This is a genomic window from Luteimonas sp. MJ250 (assembly GCF_039548455.1).
Lineage (GTDB): Bacteria > Pseudomonadota > Gammaproteobacteria > Xanthomonadales > Xanthomonadaceae > Luteimonas.
This window is the reverse complement of the sequence record NZ_JBCLVB010000015.1, coordinates 131406-150921: the sequence shown is the minus strand read 5'-3', so window position 1 is coordinate 150921 and position 19516 is coordinate 131406. Positions and strand designations below refer to the sequence as shown.

At 71.0% G+C, this 19516-nt stretch carries 16 protein-coding genes; 12 read left to right on the top strand and 4 right to left on the bottom strand.

From position 1 onward, the window contains the following. Positions 1 to 73 precede the first annotated feature (73 nt). Positions 74 to 1561 (bottom strand): AAA family ATPase, encoded by a 1488-nt coding sequence (locus WCE37_RS13285; protein ID WP_343279776.1) that lies wholly within the window; start codon positions 1559 to 1561, stop codon positions 74 to 76. Positions 1562 to 1670: 109 nt separating this feature from the next. On the opposite strand from WCE37_RS13285, the gene WCE37_RS13280 reads away from it, so the two are divergent. From WCE37_RS13280 to WCE37_RS13235, 10 genes are all read left to right on the top strand, one after another. Beyond that, a complete protein-coding gene (locus tag WCE37_RS13280; RefSeq protein ID WP_343279775.1) occupies positions 1671 to 2306 on the top strand; it encodes a ParA family protein in 636 nt (211 codons plus the stop codon). Between the two features lie 44 nt (positions 2307 to 2350). Then, positions 2351 to 2827, top strand: coding sequence for a histidine phosphatase family protein (locus WCE37_RS13275; protein WP_343255237.1), 477 nt, complete (start codon positions 2351 to 2353; stop codon positions 2825 to 2827). Continuing rightward, positions 2824 to 3438, top strand: coding sequence for a YceI family protein (locus tag WCE37_RS13270; RefSeq protein ID WP_343279774.1), 615 nt, complete (start codon positions 2824 to 2826; stop codon positions 3436 to 3438). Before WCE37_RS13275 ends, WCE37_RS13270 begins: the two co-directional genes overlap by 4 nt. Further along, complete coding sequence (locus WCE37_RS13265) at positions 3435 to 5300, top strand: phospholipase D-like domain-containing protein (protein WP_343279773.1); 1866 nt, start codon at positions 3435 to 3437, stop codon at positions 5298 to 5300. Before WCE37_RS13270 ends, WCE37_RS13265 begins: the two co-directional genes overlap by 4 nt. Before the next feature lie 130 nt (positions 5301 to 5430). Then, complete coding sequence (locus tag WCE37_RS13260) at positions 5431 to 5652, top strand: hypothetical protein (RefSeq protein WP_343255171.1); 222 nt, start codon at positions 5431 to 5433, stop codon at positions 5650 to 5652. A 74-nt stretch (positions 5653 to 5726) separates the two neighbouring features. Then, entirely contained in the window at positions 5727 to 6161 is a 435-nt protein-coding gene (locus WCE37_RS13255; RefSeq protein ID WP_343279772.1) for a hotdog fold thioesterase, read from the top strand. 47 nt (positions 6162 to 6208) lie between these two features. Continuing rightward, positions 6209 to 7009 carry a lysophospholipid acyltransferase family protein gene (locus tag WCE37_RS13250; RefSeq protein ID WP_343279771.1) on the top strand — a complete coding sequence of 267 codons (801 nt, stop codon included), beginning with the start codon at positions 6209 to 6211 and terminating at the stop codon, positions 7007 to 7009. Beyond that, a complete protein-coding gene (locus WCE37_RS13245; RefSeq protein WP_343279770.1) occupies positions 7006 to 7998 on the top strand; it encodes an alpha/beta fold hydrolase in 993 nt (330 codons plus the stop codon). Before WCE37_RS13250 ends, WCE37_RS13245 begins: the two co-directional genes overlap by 4 nt. Before the next feature lie 60 nt (positions 7999 to 8058). Further along, positions 8059 to 10128, top strand: a complete 2070-nt coding sequence (locus WCE37_RS13240) for a tetratricopeptide repeat protein (RefSeq protein WP_343279769.1) — start codon at positions 8059 to 8061, stop codon at positions 10126 to 10128. Positions 10129 to 10159: 31 nt separating this feature from the next. After that, positions 10160 to 10774: a YbhB/YbcL family Raf kinase inhibitor-like protein gene (locus WCE37_RS13235; protein ID WP_343279843.1), complete on the top strand. Its 615-nt coding sequence runs from the start codon at positions 10160 to 10162 to the stop codon at positions 10772 to 10774. Between the two features lie 43 nt (positions 10775 to 10817). Here the strand turns inward: WCE37_RS13235 and WCE37_RS13230 are convergent, their stop codons facing one another. Together WCE37_RS13230 and WCE37_RS13225 are read right to left on the bottom strand one after the other, a co-directional pair. Continuing rightward, the gene (locus WCE37_RS13230; protein WP_343279768.1) at positions 10818 to 11663 is read right to left on the bottom strand and encodes an META and DUF4377 domain-containing protein; all 846 of its coding nucleotides are present in this window, start codon (positions 11661 to 11663) and stop codon (positions 10818 to 10820) included. Between the two features lie 67 nt (positions 11664 to 11730). Then, entirely contained in the window at positions 11731 to 12528 is a 798-nt protein-coding gene (locus WCE37_RS13225) for an undecaprenyl-diphosphate phosphatase (protein ID WP_343279767.1), read from the bottom strand. Positions 12529 to 12801: 273 nt separating this feature from the next. Between WCE37_RS13225 and glnA the strand changes: the two genes are divergently transcribed. Together glnA and WCE37_RS13215 are read left to right on the top strand one after the other, a co-directional pair. Continuing rightward, positions 12802 to 14211 carry a type I glutamate--ammonia ligase gene (gene glnA, locus WCE37_RS13220; RefSeq protein WP_343256056.1) on the top strand — a complete coding sequence of 470 codons (1410 nt, stop codon included), beginning with the start codon at positions 12802 to 12804 and terminating at the stop codon, positions 14209 to 14211. A gap of 154 nt (positions 14212 to 14365) precedes the next feature. Beyond that, positions 14366 to 15121 (top strand): N-acetylmuramoyl-L-alanine amidase, encoded by a 756-nt coding sequence (locus WCE37_RS13215; RefSeq protein ID WP_343279766.1) that lies wholly within the window; start codon positions 14366 to 14368, stop codon positions 15119 to 15121. Between the two features lie 82 nt (positions 15122 to 15203). Here the strand turns inward: WCE37_RS13215 and WCE37_RS13210 are convergent, their stop codons facing one another. Beyond that, complete coding sequence (locus WCE37_RS13210) at positions 15204 to 19502, bottom strand: polymorphic toxin type 46 domain-containing protein (RefSeq protein WP_343279765.1); 4299 nt, start codon at positions 19500 to 19502, stop codon at positions 15204 to 15206. Positions 19503 to 19516: the final 14 nt, after the last annotated feature.

Sequence of the window (19516 nt, the reverse complement as noted above, 5' to 3'; positions counted from 1 at the left end):
CGATGCCATGAAGCCTAGCCAGCGCGGCCGCTGGCGCCAGCTGGGAGTGACCCTAGTGAATGCGGCTGCGCGCTCAGTCCGCCGGCACCGTCCGCCCCAGCGCCCAGCCGCGCAGCGCATCCACCTGCTCGGCCATCACCACCGACAGCGGCCGCGTGCGCTTGAGCTCGGCGCGCAGCAGGAAGTCATTGAGCGGGGTGCCGGCTGCGTGCGCGGCATACAGGCCGGAGACGATGGCCTGTTCGATCTCGGCGCCCGAGAACCCTTCGGCCGCCGTGGCCAGGCCATCCAGGTCGAAGCCCGCCGGTTCCAGCCCGCGCTTGCCGAGGTGCAGCGCGAACAGCTCGCGCCGCGTCTCCACGCCCGGCAGGTCGACGAAGAAGATCTCGTCGAAGCGGCCCTTGCGCAACAGCTCCGCCGGCAGCTCGTGGACCTGGTTGGCGGTGGCGACCAGGAACACGTGCGACTTGCGCTCCGCCATCCAGGTCAGCAGGTAGCCCAGCACGCGCCGTGAAACCCCGCCGTCGCCGTCGCCGGTGGACGAGGCCAGGCCTTTCTCGATCTCGTCGATCCACAGCACGCAGGGCGCGAGCAGCTCGGTCGACTCCAGCGCCGCGCGCAGGTTCTTCTCGGTCTCGCCGTGGAACTTGTCGTACAGCGTGCCGAAGTCCAGCCGCACCAGCGGCACGCCCAGGCCGCCGGCGATCGACTTCGCCAGCAGCGACTTGCCGCAGCCCTGCACGCCCAGCAGCAGCACGCCCTTGGGCGGATCCAGCCCCGGCGGCGCGCTGCCGGAGGTGAACACCGAGCGCCGCAGCTCGATCCAGCGCTTCAGCGCGCGCGCGCCGGCGACGTCGGCGAATCCCGCGGTGTCGTATTCGTAATGCAGGTGCCCGCTGCGGTTGAGCAGCTCGAACTTGAGCTTCGCCAGCTGCGGCAGGTCGTCGCGGCCGAGCGCGCCGTCGTTGAAGATCAGCTGGCGGGCGATCCGGCGGGCGTCGCCCAGCGAAAGGCCCTGCAGGTTGCGCACGATCAGCTTCACCGCGTCGGCGTCGGCCTCCACGCGGCGGCCGCCGTGTTCCGCCTGGTAGCGCACGGCCTCTTCGCGGACCAGCTTGAGCAGGGCGTTGGCGTCGGGCAGGCGGATGCCGAAGCGCACCGCCCGGGCTTCGAGCTCGGCGGGCAGCTCCACCTTGTGCCCCACCAGCACCAGCACGTGCGGCTGGCAGCCGCGGCGCTGGACCAGGTCGCGGAGCATGCGCTGGGTGCCGGCGTAGCCCAGGTAGGGATGGAAATCGAGCAGCAGGTAGACGCCGCGCTGCTCCGCGCCATGGATCGCGCGCAGGGTGCTGGTGGCGTCGGGTGCGTCGTCGGTCGGGTCCTCGCCGTCGAGGTCCAGGCGGCGCAGGCCTTCGGTGATGGTCCAGCGGTACAGCGCGCGCCAGACGTGCAGCAGCGACTGCCGGAACAGCTCGACCACCCTGGGCTCGTCCGGGGTTTCGACGATGATCAACGGCGTATCGGCGCGGATCAGGGCCGCCAGGTCCTGCAGGTCGCTCATCGGGTACGTGCTGCCAGTGCTCGGGAGTCGGTGCATTCTAGGTGCGCGATGTCGTGTCGGGCGGTGTACCCTCGACTGCCGTACGTTGGCGGACGTGACCGGAGAGCGCATGAAGACGGTGCTGGTGGCCAGTTCCAAGGGCGGTGCAGGCAAGACCACGATCGCAACCCACCTCGCCGCGCACGCGGCCGTCGACGGCCTGCGGACAGCGATCATCGACGCCGATCCACAGCAGTCGTCCACCCGCTGGGCCGAGCGCCGCGCGGGGCTTGAAAGCGCGGTCCTGCCGATCGCCGGCGCCAGGCGCGCCGCGACGGCCTGGAAGTCGCTGCCGGAAGACACCCAGCGGGTGGTGGTGGACGCACCGGCCGGCGCCATGGCCGACGATCTCGCGATCTGGCTGGAACATGCCGACGCCGTGGTGGTGCCGGTGCTGCCGTCCGCGCTCGACCTCGACGCCACCGTGCACTTCCTCGACTCGCTGGCCCGGCACGCGAGGGTCCGCCGCGGCGACCTGCGCGTGGGCCTGGTCGCCAACCGCATGAAACCGTGGACCAACGCCTCGCAGGCCACGCTCGACCTGCTGGGGCAGTGGCCCTATCCGGTGGTGGCTTCGCTGCGCGACAGCCAGGCCTATGTGCTGCTGGTGGGCCTGGGGCGCAGCCTGTTCGACTACCGTTCCGCCCAGGTACGCAACCACCAGGCGGACTGGGCACCGTTGCTGAAGTGGCTGCGCAAGGCCTGAGCCGTTCGCGGCGGACAAAGGAGAATCGACCGATGGCAACCGACGTGAGGGACATCCTGCTGCTGCGCCACGCCCATGCCGAGGCGGCGGGGCCGGGGCAGGCCGACCTCGATCGCCCGCTTTCGCCGGAAGGCCAGGCCGAGGCCGAGGCCGCCGGGCGCTGGCTGCTTGAGCACAGGCTGCTGCCCGACCAGGTGCTGTGTTCGCCGGCGCGGCGCACGCGCGAGACGCTTGAAGCGGTATTCGGCGTGGTCGGCTACGTGGAACAGCGCCTGGAACCTTCCATCTATGACGCCACCCCCGGCACGCTGGCGGCGCTGGCCGACCAGCATCGCGATGTCGGCCGGCTGATGCTGGTCGGCCACAATCCCGGGCTGGAGCGCCTGGTGGCGCTGCTGCACAGCGGCCAGTCCGGGGAGTACCGCGGCATGCCGCCGGGCTCGATCGCGATGCTGCAGCTGCCGGTGGGCGCCGAGGTCGAACCCGGCGCGGCGCGGCTCATCGACTTCTGGTGGCCGTGAGGCGTGTCCCGGTCGCCGCCTGCGCGCTGCTGGTCGCACTTCTCGCCGCCGCCCTGCCGGCAGCTGCTCCGCTCCGCGCCGCGGACATCGACACCGCGAGCTCGGAAGTCGGCTTCAACCTTGTCACCCGCTGGGGCGAAGTGGTCGAGGGCCGCTTCCCGGTCTTCGAAGGCCGCCTGACGCGCCTGGCCGATGGTCGCCAGCAGGTGCGGCTGTCGCTGTCGACGACCGACGTGGAAATCCTCGGCAGCCGGCGCAATACCCAGCTCACCCGCGGCAGGGGCTTCTTCGACGCCGAACGCCATCCCTGGCTCAGCTTCGTGTCCGACCCCTTCGATCCGCGGCTGCTGGTGGACGGCGGCGCGCTGCCGGGCGTGCTCAACATCCGTGACGTGCAGCAGCGTGAGGCATTCACGGTGTTGCCCTCGACGTGTGCGCGTCCGGCGCTGGACTGCCCGGTGCTGGCGGCGGGCCTGATCGATCGCAGCCACTACGGAATGAACCGCTGGAGCGTTGCGATCGGGCGCAAGGTCCGCTTCCAGCTGCGCATCCGGGCGACGGAGGGCGGCGGCGGGAACGCGGACGCGCCCGGGGCGGGGGGCGTGGGATGAAGGCCGTGCTGCGCCTCTTGCTGCTGGCCGCCGCGCTGGCAGCCGGTGGCTGCGCCACGCTGTCGCCGGAACAGGCCGAGGCCGCGGCGCGCGTGGCCGGGCAGGCGCGCCCGGTGCTGGTCGACTGCCTGCGCGAAGATGCCTGCGCCACGCCTTCGGCACTGCGCAGGCTGGGGCTCGACGCGATGGCGGACAGCGCCCCCGGCGCGCCGCGCCACCACGCGCTGATCCTCGACTACGGGCAGGATGCGCTGCTCGCGCGCCTGAGCATGGTGCGCTCGGCGCAGCGCACCATCGACGTGCAGACCTACATCTTCGACGAGGACGACGCCGGGCATCTGTTCCTCGACGAACTGCTGGCCGCAGCGCGGCGCGGGGTGCGGGTGCGGGTGCTGGTGGACCAGCTGTCGGCGCTGCGCGAGGTCGAGACCCTGGCCGCGCTGGCCGGTGCCCATGCCAACTTCGAGATGCGCATCTACAACCCGGTGCTTGGACGCGCGCGCATCAGCTATCCGCAGTACGTGCTTGCCGCGGCCTGCTGCTGGCGGCGGCTCAACCAGCGCATGCACAACAAGCTGCTGCTGGTCGACGACCTGGCCGGGATCACCGGCGGGCGAAACTACCAGAACAGCTATTACGACTGGGACCCGGAGTACAACTTCCGCGATCGCGACCTGTTCGTCGCCGGGCCGGTGGTGGCGGACATGGCCGCCAGCTTCGAGCAGTACTGGGGCGCGCGGCTCACGCGCACGCTTGCCGGGCTCGGCGACGTCGGCCAGCTGCTGCTGCGTGAAGGCGTGCCGCCGCTGCCGCATGCGCCGTTCGAGCTGCCGGCGCGCGTGGAACAGATCTCGCGCGATGCCGACGACGGCCGCCTGGTGGATGCGCTGGCGGCGCAGGCGCTGCCGGTCGCGGCGGTGGAGTTCATTTCCGACCCGCCGCAGAAGCATCGCCGCGACTATGAAGGCGTGGCGCCTTCCACCCGCGGCCTGCGCGAGCTGATCGAGGGCGCGCGCGAGGAGGTGCTGCTGCAGACGCCCTACCTGGTGCTGTCGCCGGTGGCGCAGGACCTGTTCCGCGAACTGCACGGGCGCGAGGATCCGCCGCGGGTGCTGGTGTCGACCAACAGCCTGGCCGCGACCGATGCCTTCATCACCTATGCGCTGTCGTACAAGTACAAGCGCCGGCACCTGCGTGAATTCGGCTTCCAGATCCACGAATTCAAGCCCTTCCCGCAGGATGCGCCGATCGACGTCGAGGCCACCGGCACGGTGGTTCTCGACGGCGGCGACGGTGAGCGTGCGCGCATCCGTCCGCTCGAGCGCGAGTACTCGGCGCTGCGCTGGTCGGGCTTCTCGGCGCACGAGCGCGTGCCCTTGCACCGCGGCGGCGTGCGCTTCGGCCTGCACGCCAAGTCGCTGGTGGTCGATGAGCGCATCGGCGTGATCGGCACCCACAACTTCGATCCGCGCGGTGACAACTACAACACCGAAAGCGCCGTGGTGATCGAAGACGCGGCATTCGCACGCGCGCTCGCCGCCAGCGTCCGTCGCGACATGGCGCCGGCCAATGCCTGGACGATCGCGCGCCGCGACCGCCCGTGGCTGCTGCCGGGCCTGGACTACTCGCTGGGCAAAGTGTCCGAATCGCTGCCGGTGTTCGACCTGTGGCCGACGCGCTACGCGACCAGCTACGAGTTCCAGCCGGGGCCGGGCTGCGTGGAGCCGCCGCCCCCGGGCGATCCGCGGTTCCGCGCCTGCCACGAGCCGGTGGGCGACTTCCCCGAAGTGCGGGTCGGCCTGCGCGGCCTGTTGACCCGCATCTTCACTGCGTTCGGTGCCGGGCTGGCCCCGATTCTCTGAGCGTTCCCCTGGACGACCGTTCATCGGCAAGACCGCCGAAACGGGCCGCTGTGACTTTTGTCCTATTGCGGTAGGGCCGTGGTGTGGTACGTTACCAGCACACCAAGTCACAACCCCCGAGGACACCGCCATGTACCGCACCGACGCCAACGTTTCCTTTGCCGCCAGCCACGCTGCCAGTCATGCCGCCGCGAGCGTCAGCGGCTCCGCGAAGTCGGGCAGCGCCACCGGCCTGGCGCCGCGCTACCGCTCACGCGACTTCGGCACCGGCTACGGCAGCAGCAGCGGCTACGCCGCCGCCCGTCGCTACGCACCCGGCGGCCAGCCGGCCCCGCGCTTCCGCCTGGTCTGATCGGATTGACCGCGGGGGAGCCCGGTCCTAGGCTGGCGCGCCGCGGCGCCAGCCCGGGGCCATCGGAGCCCTCCATGACCGTCCCACCGTCGATTTTCCGCCGCGGCCTCGACCTCGCTGCGCTCAATGCCCTCTCCCGGGGCACCGCGATCGAAGCCCTGGGCATCGAATTCGTCGACATCGGCGATGACCACCTGGTCGCGACCATGCCCGTGGATGCCCGCACCCGGCAGCCTTACGGCCTGCTCCACGGCGGCGCCTCGGTGCTGCTGGCCGAAACCCTGGGCAGCAGCGCCGGCAACATGTGCGTGGCCGAGGGCGAGGTCTGCGTCGGCCTCGAGATCAACGCCAACCACGTGCGCGCCGCCCGCGAGGGCCTGGTCAGGGGGACCGCGCGCGCGCTGCACATCGGACGCAGCACCCAGGTCTGGGAGATCCGGATCGAAGACGCGCGCGGCCGCCTGGCCTGCATTTCTCGCCTGACCCTTGCGGTGGTCGCCGCGGCCTGAGCGCCGCCAAGCTACCCGCGCCGGAAGCCATCCGGTATCGTTTCGCGATGCGTCCCCCCACCGCTTCCACCGCGTCCGCCGGCGCCCCGCTGGCGCGCGCGGGCCGTTATGTCCTGCGCGTACCGATGCTGCTCTGGCACGCGCTCGTGCACCTGCCATTGGTGATGATCGGCCTCGCGCTGCCGACCGACCGCATCGGGCTCGGCGGCGAAAGCCTTCGCGACCGCCTGGCCCGGGCCTGGCAGGGCGGGCTGCTGCGGGTGTTCGGCCTGCGCATGCGCCGCGTCGGCACGCCGCTGCCGGGCGGCACCCTGTTCGTGGCCAACCACGTCAGCTGGATGGACATCTCGGCGCTGCACAGCCAGCGGATGATGGGCTTCGTCGCCAAGCGCGAGATCGACGGCTGGCCGCTGGTCGGGCGCATGGCCCGTCGCGGCGGGACCATCTTCCACCAGCGTGGCAGCCAGGAATCGCTTGGCGGCGTGCTCGGCGTGATGGTCGAGCGCCTGCGCAGCGGACGTTCGGTGGGCGTGTTCCCGGAGGGGCGCACCCGCGACGGCGTCGAGGTCGGACCCTTCCACGCCCGCATTTTCACCGCCGCCGTCGAGGCCGGGGTGCCGGTGCAGCCGGTGGCGCTGCGCTACGGCGCGCGCGCCGAGGGCCAGCGCGTGGTCGCGTTCCATCCACACGAAAATTTCGTGCAGAACTTCCTGCGCCTGCTCGGCGAGCCTGCGCGCGTGGTCGACGTGGTCTTCCTCGAGCCGGTGCTGCCGGGCCAGGCCGAGGGTCGCGCCGCGATCGCGAAGATCAGCCGCGAGCGCATCGTCGCCGCGCTGCGGGAGCCGTGAGCCCGGTCACGACCAGTCCCTATCGGCCGCCGCGCTGGCTGCGCAGCGCCCACCTGCAGTCCGTGCTTGCCGGCAGTCCCCTGCGCCGCCGCCGCGGGCTGGCCGCGCTCGCCGCCAGCGGCGCGCTGACCCGGGAGGTCGTGGTCGATGGCGGCGGGGATGTGCGCCTGCTCGGGCTGCACACCGCGCTGCCCGGCGTCGAGCCGCGCGGCATGGCGCTGCTGCTGCACGGCTGGGAGGGCAGCGCGGAGTCGGCCTATGTCTGCCTGGCCGCGGCCGGCTTCCTTGCGCGCGGCTACGACGTGTTCCGGCTCAACTTCCGCGACCACGGCGGCAGCCACCACCTCAACCCCGACATCTTCCATTCCGCGCGCATCGACGAAGTCGTGCACGCCGCGCGGGACATCGCCGGACGCATGCCGCGGCCGCGGCTGGTGGTCGCGGGGCATTCGCTCGGGGGCAACTTCGCGCTGCGCCTGGCGCTGCGTGCGCCCGCCGCCGGGCTGTCGCTGGACGGTGTGGCCGCGGTCTGCCCGGTGTTGGACCCGGCGCGGACCATGGAAGCGATGGAACGTGGACTGCCCCTGTACATGCATCACTTCGAGCGCAGCTGGCGGCGCTCGCTGGTGCGCAAGCGCGAGCTGTTTCCCGATCGCGTGGGCTTCGACGACGCGGTGCTGCGCCTGCGCATGCGCGCGCTCACCGAGTGGCTGGTGCTGCGGCACACCGACTTTGGCAGCCTTGCCGCCTACTTCGACGGCTATTCGATCGCCGGCGACCGCCTGGCGGGACTCGCGGTGCCGGCTTCGATCCTGACCAGTGCCGACGATCCGGTGATCCCGGTGGATGACTTCCATCGCTTGGCCCTGCCTGCAGGGGCGCGGCTGGAAGTCGCGGCCCGGGGTGGCCATTGCGGCTTCATCGAGGGACCGCGGCTGGATGGCTACGCCGAGCGCTGGGTGGTCGAACGCCTGGCCGGCCAAGGCTGAGCGGGCCGGACGGCTACAATCGGGGTTTTCGGCGCGCCGCGCCGGCAGGACGGCCTTCCCATGCAAGAAAAGATTCTCGACGCGCTGCGCCGCGGCGACACCCGGACCGCGCTGGATGCGGCGCGCACCCATGCGGCGGACGCGCCCGGCGACGTCGACGCCCAGCGCCTGCTGGCCTTGGCGCTTCGTGCCAGCGGTGATCTCGACGCCGCGCGCGAGGTGATCCTGACGGCGATCGCGCTGGCTCCCGATTCCGCTGAACTGCACATGGAACACGCCACCCTGCAGCTCGGCATGCGTGACCTCGAGGCCGCGCGACAGGCGATGGACGCCGCGGCGGGCGCCGACCCCAACCACTTTGCCGCCTATGCCATGCGGGCGCACCTGGCGCTTGCCGCCGGGGACATCGCCGAGGCCGAGCGCCAGCTGCGCCTGGCCGGGAGGGTCGAGCAGGATCATCCCGAACTGCAGGCGCTCGGCGGCATGATCGCGCTGCGCAAGGGCAACAACGGCGCCGCCATCGCGCAGCTGTCGGCCGCGCTGCAGCAGGCACCCGGCGATCCGCTCACCATGCAGGCGCTGGCGTTCGCGTATCTCAGGGAGGAGCACTTCGCCTTCGCCGAACAGGCCTTCCGCAAGCTGCTCGATACTCCGCCGCTGGCCAATGACGCGCGCCTCATGCTCGCGCTCACGCTGGCGCGCCAGGGCCGCCCGGTCGATGCCATCGACGAACTCGCCCCGCTGCTGGCAGACCAGGCCACGGCCACGCTGCAGGTGCGGCGTTTTGTCGGCGAGCTCGAACTGTCGGCGGGCCGGCCGGCGCGCGCGCTGCAGCACCTGCGAGAAGTGTTCGCGGTGCAGCCTGGCGAGCTCCGGGCCACCACGGCGATCGCCGAGGCCTGGCGCCGGCTTGGCGCGACCGACGAAGCGCGGAACATGCTCGATGCGGCGCTGGCGACTTCGCCCGGTATCGATCTCCTGTGGTACGTGCGCCTGGTCTTCGATCCGCTGGGCGACGTTGCCGCCGGGCTGATCGAGCGCTGGCGCCAGCACAGGCCGGAATCGATCGATGCCCTGGAAGCGGAGATGAAGCTCCACGCCATCGAAAACCGGCCTGCCGGCACCGAGGCCGCTGCGCGGGCGCTGCTTGAACTCGAGCCGGACCACTTCGACGCCGGGATGAAGCTGGTGGACGCACTGCTGGTGACCGACCCTGCCGAGGCGCTGCGGCGCATCGAGTCGCTGCTGGCGCGGGACGACCTGCACCCGGACGCCAGGGCGACCCTGGACATGGGACTGGGCCTGGCACGGCACCGCACGGGTGACTTCGCCGGCGCGCTGGATCACTGGAACCGGCGCATCGCGGCGGGACCGGGCAACCGCTTGGCATTGCCCAGGGCCACCCCGGCACCGGCCGAGTGGCCCGAAGCCGCGGCACCGGTCGCCGACGCGCCGCCGGCGGTGTTCCTGCTCGGCCTGCCGGGTGCGCTGGCCGAGCGCGGCGCGCGGCTGCTGAAGGTCGTGCCGGCGTTCCGCGACGACCGCGTCGGTGCCAACCCGCCGGCCGATATCTTCCAGGACATCGGGTCGTGGGCGAATGTCGCTTCGGGGACCTTCGATGCGCCCGCCGTGATCGCTACCTGGCGCAAGGCCCTTCCCGGGCGCGGCATCCATGACGCCGTGATCGACTGGATGCCGTGGTGGGACAACAGCTACACCGCAGCGGTGCGCGCGGCGCTGCCCGAGGCGCAGCTGCTGGTCATGCTGCGCGACCCGCGCGACATGCTGATGGACTGGATCGCATTCGGCGCGGGCACGCCGTTCGCGGCGGAATCGCCACAGCTCGCGGCCGGCTGGCTTGCCGCCGCGCTCGACCAGATCGCCACCCTGCACGAGCAGAACCTGGTGCCGCACCGCCTGCTTCGTGTCGACGAGGTCGCCGACGACCCCGTGGCAATGGCGGCCCTGATCGGCAGCGCCCTGGGCAGCAGCCTGCCGCCGCCGCCGGCCGGCCTGTTCGGCACGCCGCGCTTCGCCGCCGGCGATTGGCGCCGCTATGCCGACCAGCTTGCCGGTCCCTTTGCCAAGCTGGCGCCGGTCGCACGCCGCCTCGGCTATCCCGAAGCCTGACCACGAGGACATCCCCATGACCGTCACCGCCATGCACATCGCCAGCGAAAGCTTCGACCACGGCCAGCCGATTCCCGCCGCGTTCGCCTTCGGCACGCCCGAGGGCTTCGGCGGCAACCGCAATCCGCAGCTGTCCTGGGGCGGTGCGCCGGCGGGCACGCGCGCGTTCGCGCTGCTGTGCATCGACGCGGACGCGCCCACCGACCCGGCCCTGGTCGCCAATGACAGGGTCGACATCCCGGTCGAACACCCGCGCGGCGACTTCATGCACTGGGCGATGGTCGACATCCCGCCGCAGGTCACCTCGATCGAAGCCGGCAGCTGCAGTGACGGCGTCACCAAGGGCGGCAAGCGCACGCCGCCGGGGCCGTCCGGCACGCGCCAGGGCCTCAACGACTACACCGGCTGGTTCGCCGGCGACCCGGAGATGGGTGGCGACTGGTCCGGTTACGACGGCCCGTATCCGCCGGCGCACGACCTGCGCCTGCACCGCTACTTCTTCCGCGTGTTCGCGCTCGATGTCGAGCACCTGGAACTGCCGGAACGCTTCACCGCCGGCGACGTGCTGCGCGCGATGCAGGGCCACGTGCTGGCCGAAGCCGCAACCTGGGGCAGCTACGGCCTGCATACTTCGCACGCCGCGTAACGACATGGCCGCGATCACCGGGACAAAGGTGATCCGACCGCACCTACTCGGTGCGGCCGACCTGCTCGCTCTCCACCACCATGTCCAGCACGTTCACGATGGAAGAAGCGTCCGCGGGCACGTCCTGGCGCCGGAAGCGGTCCACGCGCAGCACGTTGCGGACGCCGGGCTGGTGTTCGTAGCCTTCGATCTCTTCGTACAGCGGGCCCCATTCGCCGGTGCCCTGCTTGAGGCCGTCGGCGTCGTACTCCAGTTCGCGGACCTCGAGGCAGCGATGGTCCGGCATCAGCGGATGGTTGCAGTCGATGCGCTCGGCCGCGACCTCCAGGAACACGCGTTCCGGGTCACCTCCGTGGCGGGTGCGCGCGTTCGGCGCGCCGGTGAAGGCCAGCGTGTCGCCCAGGGCGTTGACCAGCTGCAGCCGCGGCGGCTCGCCGGCTTCGACGTCGAGCGCATGGCTGCCGGCCAGGCGGGTATGGGCTTCGCGCTCCATCGCCATCAGCGGCTCGGCGCAGGCCATCTGCGTGCTGATCATCGGCCCCAGGGTGAGTTCGCCGGCGGCCAGGTTGAAGTCCGCGCCCATGCCGTTGCAGGCGTTGGCCACCGACACCCGGCCGTCGGCGAAGTCCAGCTGCAGCGGGGCCTCGGCATTGGCGAACAGCGCGTCGATGCGGGCGCCGTCGGCGGCGGTGGCCGAGTCCAGCTGCCAGTGGTAGCCACCGAGGGTGGCCGCGACGTCGGGGACGGGCGCGTGGCCCGGGGGAGCCGGAGCCGGTTCCGATGCCGGCGCGGTGGCGGGCGTCGAAGCCGACGGATCGTCGCCGGTGCCGGGCGAACAGGCCGCGAGCGCGAGTGCCAGCGGCAGGGCGAACAGGGACGGATGGTTCATCGGGCGATCTCCAGGGGCAGGGACAGGGGCCAACGCGCGGCGGCGCCCGACGGGGTCGGGCGTGGCGTCATTCGCCCATCGGCAGCCACAGCAGCAGTGCCGCACCCAGCAGGATGCGATACACGGCGAAGCCGGTGAACCGATGGTGCTCGATATACCCCAGCAGCCATTTGACGACCATGAAGCCGGTGATCGTGGCCGCGGCGAAGGCGATGCCGACGTCGGCCCAGGCTTCGCCGCCCAGGCCGCCGTCCATCGCCAGCTCCAGGAAGGTGTAGGCGCTGGCCGCGAACATGGTCGGGATGCCGACCAGGAATACGAACTCGGCCGCCGCCGTGCGCCGGCTGAGGCCGAACAGCATGGCGATGAAGATCGCCGCCGCCGAGCGCGAGGTGCCGGGAAAGACGCCGGCGACCACCTGCGCCAGGCCGACCAGGACGGCGATCGTCCAGGTGACCCCGGTGCCGTCGGGGTTGCGACGTTCGGCCACGCGTTCGGCGACGATCATCCACACGCCGCCGATGATCAGCGCCCAGGCGATCGGGCTTACGGTTTCCGGCAGCTCCCAGCCCAGCAGGCGCACCGGCAGGCCGACGAGCGCGGTGACCAGGAAGGCCACGGCCAGCTTCATCGCGTAGTCGCGGTTGCGGGCCTCGCCAAGGCCGGTGACCAGGCCGGTGATGCGCTCGCGGAACACCAGGGTGATGGCGAGGATCGCGCCGGCCTGGATGACGATGTTGAAGAAATCCGAGCGCGCGCCCAGCCAGTACTGCGCGATCAGCAGGTGGCCGGTGCTCGAGATCGGCAGGAACTCGGTCAGGCCTTCGAGGATGCCAAGGAGCAGGGCGGCCAGCGGGTCGGTCATCGGCAGGGATCCAGCGGTGCGGTGCGGATGGGTGCGGCGGCACGGGCTGGATGAGCAGGTCCCCGTGCGGCGCGCGTACAAGCGCGGGAGCATAGCGGATCGGGGTGGGCACCAGAATGGTGCATCCGTGTCATATATGCACCAAGGGAGGGCGTCGCGCGCGTCCACCCGCCCTGAATTCACGTCAAATCAGGCGCTTGTGTGATGGCATGGCACTTGCGTTCAACCGCCCGATGCCCGGCCTTCCGGGCCCCCTGACCATCCGGAGCCACCATGTCCATCGAAACCGTCGAAAAGCTCATCAGCGACCACCGGGTCGAATTCATCGACCTGCGCTTCTCAGACATGCGCGGCGTGCAGCATCACGTGACCTATCCGGCGTCGATCATCGAGCCGGCGCTGTTCGAGGACGGCAAGATGTTCGACGGCTCCTCGATCGGCGGCTGGCGCGGCATCCACCAGTCCGACATGGTGCTGCTGCCCGACCCCGACACCGGCTTCCTCGACCCGTTCACCGCGGATCCGACCCTGGTGCTGACCTGCGACGTGCTGGACCCGACCACGATGCAGGCCTACAACCGCGACCCGCGCGGCATCGCGCGCCGCGCCGAGGCCTACCTGAAGTCCAGCGGCATCGCCGACCAGGCCTTCTTCGGCCCCGAGCCGGAATTCTTCATCTTCGATTCGGTGCGCTATGCCAACGACATGGGCCACACCTTCTTCCACGTGGATTCGGAAGAGGCCGCGTGGAACTCCGGCCGCGAATACGAAGGCGGCAACACCGGCTACCGCCCGGGCGTGAAGGGCGGCTACTTCCCGGTCGCGCCGCTGGACTCGCTGCACGACATCCGCGCCGAGATGTGCAAGACCCTCGACGCCATGGGTATCGAGACCGAGGTCCACCACCATGAGGTCGCCAACGCCGGCCAGTGCGAGATCGGCACCCGGTTCAACTCGCTCACCCGCAAGGCCGATGAGCTGCTGACCACCAAGTACGTGGTCAAGAACGTGGCCCACCGCAACGGCAAGACCGCCACCTTCATGCCCAAGCCGCTGGTCGGCGACAACGGCAGCGGCATGCACGTGCACCAGTCGCTGGCCAAGGCCGGCGTGAACCTGTTCGCCGGCGACGGCTACGGCGGCGTGAGCCAGACCGCGCTGTGGTACATCGGCGGCGTGTTCAAGCACGCGCGCGCGATCAACGCCTTCTCCAATGCCAGCACCAACAGCTACAAGCGCCTGGTGCCGGGCTTCGAGGCGCCGGTGATGCTGGCCTACTCGGCGTCCAACCGCTCCGCCTCCTGCCGCATCCCGTACGTGAGCAATGCGAAGGCGCGCCGCATCGAGTTCCGCTTCCCGGACGCGATGAGCTCCGGCTACCTGCTGTTCACCGCGTTGATGATGGCGGGCCTGGATGGCATCAAGAACCAGATCGACCCAGGCGGCCCCAGCGACAAGGACCTCTACGACCTGCCGCCGGAAGAGGCCAAGGGCATCCCGACGGTCTGCCACTCGCTGGACCAGGCGCTGGAAGCGCTGGACGCCGACCGCGAGTTCCTCAAGGCCGGCGGCGTGATGAGCGACGACTTCATCGATGCCTACATCGCGCTGAAGATGAAGGAAGTCACCGCGTTCCGCTCGGCGACCCATCCACTCGAGTACCAGATGTACTACGCGATCTGACGCGGGTGCGGGACGGCGCGGCGTGGCGGCGGGGGCCTTGGCCCCCGCTGCGCGGCAACGTGCGGTGGCTGGTGGGAAAAGCACGGGTTTCTGCGCACCTGCAGCCGAAGCGGGGCCACTTGCACTCCGCCGCGATCCCGGGTTCGATTGCGAGATGAACATCAAACCCCTTGCGGCTGTCCTCTGCCTCGCCCTGCTCGCCGGCTGCGTCCACCAGCCGCCGCGTAATCCGATGGCGACCTGGGTGCCATCGCCCAACCATGACGAGCGTCGCCCGGTTGTCATCGTCCTGCACTACACCGAGCAGGACTCGGTCGAACAGAGCCTGCGCACGCTGAGTACCCGCAACAGCGGCGGGCCGGTGAGTTCGCACTACCTGGTCGGCGACGACGGCGCGATCTACCAGTTGGTCGCCGACTCGCGTCGCGCCTGGCACGCCGGTGGCGGGCGCTGGGGCACGATCACCGACCTCAATTCGGCGTCGATCGGGATCGAGATCGACAACGACGGCCGCGAACCCTTCACCGAGCCGCAGGTGCAGGCGCTCTTGCGCCTGCTCGAGGACCTGACCACGCGGCTGCGGATTCCGCGCAGCCAGGTGATCGGGCATTCCGACCTGGCGCCTTCGCGCAAGATCGATCCGGGTGCGCTGTTCCCGTGGAAACGGTTGGCCGAAGCCGGGTTCGGCATCTGGCCCGCCGATGACGCGCCACCGGCGCCGGATGGCTTCGATGCGATGCGCGCGCTGCGGCTGGTCGGCTATGTCGTTGACGATCCCGCTGCGGCGATCCGGGCATTCCGCCTGCGCTTTCGCGGCGATGCGCTGACCACGTTGGACGAGGAAGACCTGCGGATCCTGCACGCGCTGACGCTGCCGGAGGGCGCCGGGTTGCTGGACCCGACGCCCTAGACAATCATCGCGCGGGCGTTGCGCCGCGAAGTCCGCACGCCGCACCCCGCATTCCGCATTCCGCCGTTACCGGGTTACGGCGTTACGGGGTGGACCCGCCCAGGAACCAGTTGCCGGGCCAGGTGGGGCCGTCGGGATCGGGCGCCCGCGTGGTCCACTCGCCGCTGGCCGGATCGATGTACAGGGTTCCGACGTCCGGGTCGATATCAGGCACGCCGTCAGGGAAGCGCTTGGCGAATCCCTCCTGCAGCGCGGCGGTGCCGTGCCCGAAGGGGAAGTTGGCCGGCAGCCCCTCACGATGCCCCAATGCACTGGGCATGCCCGGGACGCGGTCCTGGAGCAGGGTGAGCTCGTCGTTCCTGACGATGTAGGCGCGCACCAGGCCGCCTTCGCCGGCGTAGTACGGGGCCAGCTCGCGACCGTTCGCGAAGCTGCCGCCCTCGGCCGCGTGCTGGACGCCACCGCCGTCCTGGAACAGCGGGTTTTCGCGCGCGAGGTTGCGTGGATGCACCGCGGCCGGGTTGAACACGATCGCCGGCAGGTGGCCGGCGCCCGCGGCCATCGCGGCCTGCGAGGCCAGCCCGCCGCCCAGCGAGTGCCCGGTCAGCACCAGGTTGTCGCCGTAGGCGGCATGCGCATGGCGCGTGAGTTCGACCGCATGCGTGTACTGCCCGGTCGGGAAGCCCAGGCCCTGCACGACGTCGGCCTTGATGTCACGCAGCGACGTGGGCGAGGTGCCCTTGAACGCGAGCACGAACTGGCCCTCGCCATTGGTGTAGATCGCGGCGCGCAGCCCGGACGCATGGTCGAGGTCGGCCGCGCTGATGCCCGGCGGCAGGTCCGCTTCGCCCAGCTGGCGGAAGCCGCCTTCAAGCGGCGTGCCGTCGGCCTTGTACACATGCCTGGCGATCTCCAGGAAATCGCCGTCCAGCCGGTGCGGCCCGGTGCCGAGCACGTCGTCGGCGAAGGTCCGGCCGGGTGGCACGGCGTATGCGGAGACCGCGCCAGGCGGCGTCGTCGCCGGTGCCTCGGCGCCGCGGACCAGCGCTTGGAACGCGCCGCCGTCGCCGGTGTAGATCTGCAGCCGGCCGCCCTCGGTCGGGATGGACGTCATCGAGCGGTCGGGGATGGCCCAGGTGTCGTTGACCTGGCGCGCGGTCGAAACCAGCACGTCGGTGTCGCGCGTCACCACGTAGGCGACGCGCGTCTTGTCGACGATCCCGCCGGGCGTGACCTCGATGGCATGGGCGGGGTCCATGCCGCTGTAGGTGCCGTCGGCGTGGCGGACCGGCGCCGGCGCCTGTGGATCGACGTTGCGGAGGGTTTCGGAGACCTTCTGGTACACCTCGGGCCGCACGCCCACGCTGGAGATGCCGATATCGGTCGGCCGTGCGGTAGGCGAGGGCGAGAAGTAGCTGCCCTGTGGTGCGCCCGGCGCCTGCCACTGGTAGACCACCGTGCCTTCGCGCAAGGTCTGCACCTCCACCGGACGGCTGAAGTCGATGCCGCCGAGGTGCGCGGGGTCGGCCGGGCGCCCGGTCGCGCGCTCGTAGAACGCGGCGGCGGTGGCCTGGCGCTGGGCGAGGAGCTCGGGCGTCGGCGCGGCCTCGATCGCCAGGCGCGGCGGCGGAGCCTCGATGCCCTGCCGCGCCGCAGTGCCGCCCGGCGGCGCCGCATCGGTGATCGTGTACGTGCCGTCCGGACCCGCCGTGGCGAGCCGCGGCCCGGTCGCCGGCGCGTTGACCGGCCGCCCCTGCTGGTCCACGTAGCGCGCCGTGGCCAGGTTGTCGGCGGCGCCGGCGATGTTGTCGGCCGCGCCCGCGCCCCCGGGCAGCCTGATCTTGGGGATCTTGACCGGGATCAGCATCGACGCGACGTCGAAGGTGATGTTGCCCAGGGCCTCGCCGTAGCGGCCATCGCCCCAGGCTGCGCCGATGTGCGCAAACATGTGCGGCAGGCCTTCGATCATGGCCTTGCCCGTGTCCTGTCCACGCTGCGCGCTGGGCAGGAAGGCGGGGCCGTCGCCGCCGGTGACCAGGTCGCTGATGATGCCGGCGCCGGAGAGGTCGTAGGACGTCCGTGCCAGCACGCCCAGCCCGACCACGAAGCCCACGCCAGCGTCCTTGACGCCGCCGCCGAAGCCCTGCAGCTGGCCCATGAAGCTGGTCTCGCCGTTGCCGCGGATGCCGGTGATCACGTCCCGCATTTCGGGAGTGAATGACTGGTTGCCCGCGGTGGCGCGGTCGATGATGCCGTCACGCAGCCAGTTCAGGCGCGCATCGGGATCGGCCTGGACCACCTGGCGCATCAGTGCCGCCTGGCCTTCGGGGTCGAGCTTGGCCATTTCGGTCACCAGCGCCTGCACGCGCTCTTCCTGGTTGTCGACCATGAAGCGGCGCACGCCGGCATCCATTACCCGGTCGCGCGCGGTCAGTACGTCCTCGCGCGAATCGGCCGCGGTCTCCAGGCGGTTGCCCATCAGCACGTGGTAGGCCGCGTTGTCGATCCCGACCACGCCGGCATCCTTGTAGAGCGACAGTCCGGTGTCCTTCGCCTCGGCCAGGGTTTCGTCACTCAGGAAGCCCTCGACGAAGGCATCGCCGTGCATGCGCTCGTACAGCGCGACAAACCGGGCCTGTGCCTGGGGATCGCCTGCGCGCGCCTCGTGTTCGGCCATGAAGGCCTGCAGCTGGCCGGCCTCCTGTTCGTCGCTGGTGGCCGCGTACTCGCCGTACTCGCCGGTGTACTCGCCTGCGTCCACGTCCAGCTCGTGGATGGTCCTGATCGCCTCCAGGTCGTCGGCGGTGGTGCCGGGCACGCCGGTCATGATGTCGAGGCCGCCGCCTTCGAGCAGCGACAGTTCGTCGCTCTTCAGGTTTTCCAGGATGCCCGTGCGGAACCAGGACTGGCCCATGCCCGGGTCCTGTTCCTGCAGGGCGCCCAGCACCATCTGCTGCGAGACCGGGTCGAGGTCCTGCAGGGTCTCCAGGGCGTAGAGCAGGCGCTTCTCGTAGTTGTCGCTCCACAGGTGGCGAACGCCGACATCCAGGATCTCGCCGGCGACCTCGTCGGCGCGGGCGGCGTCGATGCGCTCGCCCTTGAGCGAGCCGACTTCCTGGACGGTGGCGCCATTGGCGTCGATCTCGCGGATGCCCAGAGGTTCGCCGTCGGCGTTGTATTCGGTCACCACCTGGCTGCCATCGGCGGCGGTGACGGTCTCGCGGCTGGCGACTTCCGGCAGGCCGTCCAGCGACACACGGGTGAGGGTCTGCAGCAGGGCGCCGTCGGCGCCGTAGGCGCGGGTGCCTGCCAGCTGGCCGTCGGTGCCGAGGTTGTAGACGGTGCGGCTGCCGTCGGCGGCGGTGTCGGTGATCTGAAGGTCGCCCTGCGGACCGGAGGTTTCGGTCCGGGTCACGCCGGTGGATTCGAAGACGACGCTGCCGTCTTCGGTGGCCAGTGCCTGCGAGAGCATCGCGTCCGGCACGCCCTCGCTGCCGGCGGGTGCGGCGTGGATGGCGTACTCCATTCGCATGCCGCTGTCGTAGGCATGGCTCACGGTCGAGACGCCGGGCCGCCCCGGCACGGCCGTGGACGACACGTGGTTGACTTCGCCGGTATCGAAGGCTACCGTGCCGTCGGCGGCGATTTCGCGGATGCGCAGCGCGGGCGGGACGTCGGCCTCGGCGCCGCCGTCCAGCAGCGTCACCGACTGGACCTGCTGGCCACCGTCGGCGGATGGCAGGACGACATGGCGCACCACGCGCTCGGGCGCGCCGGACGTATCGCCCCAGGTGTCGGTGATCACCGTGGCCTGGCCGTCGGCGGCCTGTTCCACGCTGCGCTCCGGCAGCCCGCTGGTGGTCGAGGTGCCGTTGGCGACCACGGTGCGGCTTTCCAGCGGCACCTGGGCCGCGGCGCCGGTCGCGCCCGCCTCGAACACCTGCGTGGTGGCTACCGCGTTGCCGCGCGCATCCACGCCTTCGGCCTGCACGACCCGGGTGCCATCGGCGTGGGTCGATGTCCGGATGCTGCGTCCGTCCGCCGCCTGGGCGGTGCCGGTGTCGACCGCCGGGCCGGACCGCGTCTGGTAGGCGATGTCCGCGGCGTCGAGGCGTGCCAGCGCCTGGTCGAAGGCGGTATTGATGGTGCTGATGTCGCCGCCGCGGCCATCCTGCATGGCCTGGTCGATCGCCGCCTGGCGGCTCTCGGCGAGGTTGGCCTGTGTATCCGCATGGGTAGTGCCGTGCACGCTGCCACCGTGGTCGTGCCTGGCCTGTGCAAGGGCGTCCTCGGCCTTTTCGATCTTCGGCGGCGGGGGCGGCGGCGGCGGAGGGGGCGGCGGGGCGAGGCGGGTGTATCGATCAGAGACAGGATTGTTCATGGCGACTCTCCAGG

Excerpts from the sequence above, each read along its gene's own strand:
- WCE37_RS13285 (WP_343279776.1), bottom strand. The coding sequence starts at position 1,561 with ATGAGCGACCTGCAGGACCTGGCGGCCCTGATCCGCGCCGATACGCCG.
- WCE37_RS13280 (WP_343279775.1), top strand. The coding sequence starts at position 1,671 with ATGAAGACGGTGCTGGTGGCCAGTTCCAAGGGCGGTGCAGGCAAGACC.
- WCE37_RS13265 (WP_343279773.1), top strand. The coding sequence starts at position 3,435 with ATGAAGGCCGTGCTGCGCCTCTTGCTGCTGGCCGCCGCGCTGGCAGCC.
- WCE37_RS13260 (WP_343255171.1), top strand. The coding sequence starts at position 5,431 with ATGTACCGCACCGACGCCAACGTTTCCTTTGCCGCCAGCCACGCTGCC.
- WCE37_RS13255 (WP_343279772.1), top strand. The coding sequence starts at position 5,727 with ATGACCGTCCCACCGTCGATTTTCCGCCGCGGCCTCGACCTCGCTGCG.
- WCE37_RS13250 (WP_343279771.1), top strand. The coding sequence starts at position 6,209 with ATGCGTCCCCCCACCGCTTCCACCGCGTCCGCCGGCGCCCCGCTGGCG.
- WCE37_RS13240 (WP_343279769.1), top strand. The coding sequence starts at position 8,059 with ATGCAAGAAAAGATTCTCGACGCGCTGCGCCGCGGCGACACCCGGACC.
- WCE37_RS13235 (WP_343279843.1), top strand. The coding sequence starts at position 10,160 with ATGCACATCGCCAGCGAAAGCTTCGACCACGGCCAGCCGATTCCCGCC.
- WCE37_RS13230 (WP_343279768.1), bottom strand. The coding sequence starts at position 11,663 with ATGAACCATCCGTCCCTGTTCGCCCTGCCGCTGGCACTCGCGCTCGCG.
- WCE37_RS13225 (WP_343279767.1), bottom strand. The coding sequence starts at position 12,528 with ATGACCGACCCGCTGGCCGCCCTGCTCCTTGGCATCCTCGAAGGCCTG.
- glnA (WP_343256056.1), top strand. The coding sequence starts at position 12,802 with ATGTCCATCGAAACCGTCGAAAAGCTCATCAGCGACCACCGGGTCGAA.
- WCE37_RS13215 (WP_343279766.1), top strand. The coding sequence starts at position 14,366 with ATGAACATCAAACCCCTTGCGGCTGTCCTCTGCCTCGCCCTGCTCGCC.
- WCE37_RS13210 (WP_343279765.1), bottom strand. The coding sequence starts at position 19,502 with ATGAACAATCCTGTCTCTGATCGATACACCCGCCTCGCCCCGCCGCCC.